The organism is Oceanobacter sp. 5_MG-2023, assembly GCF_030548165.1.
In the GTDB taxonomy this organism is placed as follows: Bacteria; Pseudomonadota; Gammaproteobacteria; order Pseudomonadales; family Oceanobacteraceae; genus Oceanobacter.
In genome coordinates this window covers 1-2,914 of the sequence record NZ_JAUORS010000051.1, presented here as the reverse complement: position 1 = coordinate 2,914, position 2,914 = coordinate 1, and the positions used below count along the sequence as shown (strand labels likewise).

General features: G+C 52.9%; 1 protein-coding gene. It reads right to left on the bottom strand.

Annotated features, from left to right (window positions below; genetic code table 11):
• The coding region (locus tag Q4551_RS16025; RefSeq protein ID WP_303434921.1) for a cadherin repeat domain-containing protein at nucleotides 1-2,914 on the bottom strand (2,914 nt) is incomplete at both ends.

Sequence of the window (2,914 nt, the reverse complement as noted above, 5' to 3'; positions counted from 1 at the left end):
GCCGTCCGAAATATCCACTGAGTCATCAGCAACAGCGGTATACACCACCTGCCCGGCACCAGAGTTTTCATCGACCGCAGTGGCGGTATCACCAGAGGTAATCGTCGGTGCGACTTCATCGAGGTTATTGACCGCCAGGGTAACGGCTTGATCGGTAAAGTTACCGGCTCCGTCGGTAGCGGTGACAGTAAAGCTGTAACTTGGTTTGGTCTCATAGTCCGCATCCGCCAACAAGGTGACTTCACCGGTGCTGGCATCGATCGAGAAATACGTCGCATCGTCGCCTGAGAGCGAGAAAGTCACGCCATCAGAGATATCTGCAGAGTCATCCGCAGTAGCGGTATAAATCACACTGCCAGCACCGCTGTTTTCATCAATGGCAGTCGCGGTATCACCAGAGGTAATCGTCGGTGCGACTTCATCCAGGTTATTGACCGCCAGGGTAACGGCCTGATTGGTAAAGTTACCAGCTCCGTCGGTAGCGGTGACAGTAAAGTTGTAGCTGGACTTGGTCTCGTAATCAGCATCGGCCAACAGAGTCACTTCACCGGTGCTGGCATCAATCGAGAAGTAAGCCGCGTCAGTACCACTGAGGCTAAACGTTACGCCGTCCGAAATATCCACTGAGTCATCAGCAACAGCGGTATAAATCACACTGCCGGCACCGCTGTTGTCGTCGATGGCAGTCGCGGTATCACCAGAGGTAATCGTCGGTGCCACTTCATCCAGGTTATTGACCGCCAGGGTAACGGCTTGGTCCGTGTGGTTACCGGTCCCATCGGTGGCGATTACAGTAAAGTTGTAACTTGGTTTGGTCTCGTAGTCCGCATCCGCCAACAAGGTGACTTCACCGGTGCTGGCATCAATCGAGAAGTAAGCCGCGTCAGTACCATTGAGGCTAAACGTTACGCCGTCCGAAATATCCACTGAGTCATCAGCAACAGCGGTATACACCACTTGCCCGGCACCAGAGTTTTCATCGACCGAGGTGGCGGTATCACCAGAGGTAATCGTCGGTGCGACTTCATCCAGATCATTAACCGCCAGAGTGACGGTTTGATCGGTATGGTTACCCGCCCCATCGGTGGCGGTGACTACAAATGAATAGCTGGCTTTGGCTTCGTAATCCGCATCGGCCAACAAAGTCACTTCGCCGGTGGCTGAGTTGATGCTGAAGTACGCGGCATCGTCGCCAGAGAGCGAGAAAATCACGCCATCAGAAATATCGGCAGAGTCATCAGCAACAGCGGTATACACCACTTGCCCGGCACCGCTGTTTTCATCGATGGCAGTCGCGGTATCACCAGAGGTAATCGTCGGTGCTGCTTCATCCAAGTTATTGACCGCCAGGGTAACGGCCTGATTGGTAAAGTTACCAGCTCCGTCGGTAGCGGTGACAGTAAAGCTGTAGCTTGGTTTGGTCTCGTAATCAGCGTCGGCCAATAAGGTGACTTCACCGGTGGCTAGGTTGACGCTGAAATACGCAGCATCGTCGCCTGAGAGACTGAAGGTGACGCCATCAGAAATATCAGCAGAGTCATCAGCAACAGCGGTATAAATCACACTGCCCGCACTGCTGTTTTCATCGATCGCAGTGGCGATAGCGCCAGAAGTAATCGTCGGTGCCACTTCATCGAGGTTATTCACCGCCAGGGTGACGGTTTGATCAGTGAAGTGACCGGCTCCATCGATGGCTGTGACGGTAAAGTTGTAACTGTCTTTTGTTTCGTAATCAGCGTCGGCCAATAAGGTGACTTCGCCGGTGGCGGAGTTGATGCTGAAATACGCAGCATCGTCGCCTGACAGACTGAAGGTGACGCCATCAGAAATATCAGCAGAGTCATCCGCAATGGCGGTATACACCACTTGCCCGGCACCAGAGTTTTCATCGACCGAGGTGGCGGTATCACCAGAGGTAATCGTCGGTGCGACTTCATCCAGATCATTAACCGCCAGAGTGACGGTCTGGTCAGTGAAGTGACCGGCTCCATCGGTAGCGGTGACGGTAAAGCTGTAGTTTGGTTTGGTTTCGTAGTCGGCATCCGCCAACAAAGTCACTTCGCCTGTAGCGGAGTTGATGCTGAAATACGCGGCATCGTCGCCTGAGAGCGAGAAAGTCACACCATCAGAGATATCGGCAGAGTCATCAGCAGTGGCGGTATAAATCACACTGCCCGCACCAGAGTTTTCATCGATGGCAGTCGCTGTATCACCAGACGTAATGGTTGGTGCTGCTTCATCCAGGTTATTGACTGCCAAGGTGACGATTTGGTCGGTGTGGTTACCTGCTCCATCTGTGGCGGTGACGGTAAAGTTGTAGCTGGACTTGGTTTCATAGTCAGCATCAGCTTTTAGAGTCACTTCGCCAGTATTGGTATCAATGGTGAAGTAAGCCGCATCAGTACCACTGAGGTTAAACGTTACGCCGTCCGAGATATCCGCGGAGTCATCGATAATCGCTGTGTAAATAACCGAGCCAGCACCGCTGTTTTCATCGATGGCAGTCGCGGTATCACTAGACGTAATCGTCGGTGCCACTTCATCGAGGTTATTGACCGCTAGTGTCACGGTCTGATCAGTGAAGCGACCAACCCCATCAGTAGCGGTGACAGTAAAACTGTAGCTTGGTTTGGTTTCGTAGTCGGCATCGGCCAACAAAGTAACATCACCGGTACTGGCATCAATCGAGAGATACGCGGCATCGTCGCCTGAGAGCGAGAAAGTCACACCATCAGAGATATCTGCGGAGTCATCGGCAGTCGCGGCATAAATCACACTGCCGGTACCGCTGTTTTCATCGATCGCAGTAGCCGTAGCGCCAGATGTAATGCTTGGCGCTGCTTCATCCAGGTTATTGACTGCCAAGGTGACGATTTGGTCGGTGTAGTTACCAGCTCCGTCGGTGGCTGTAACA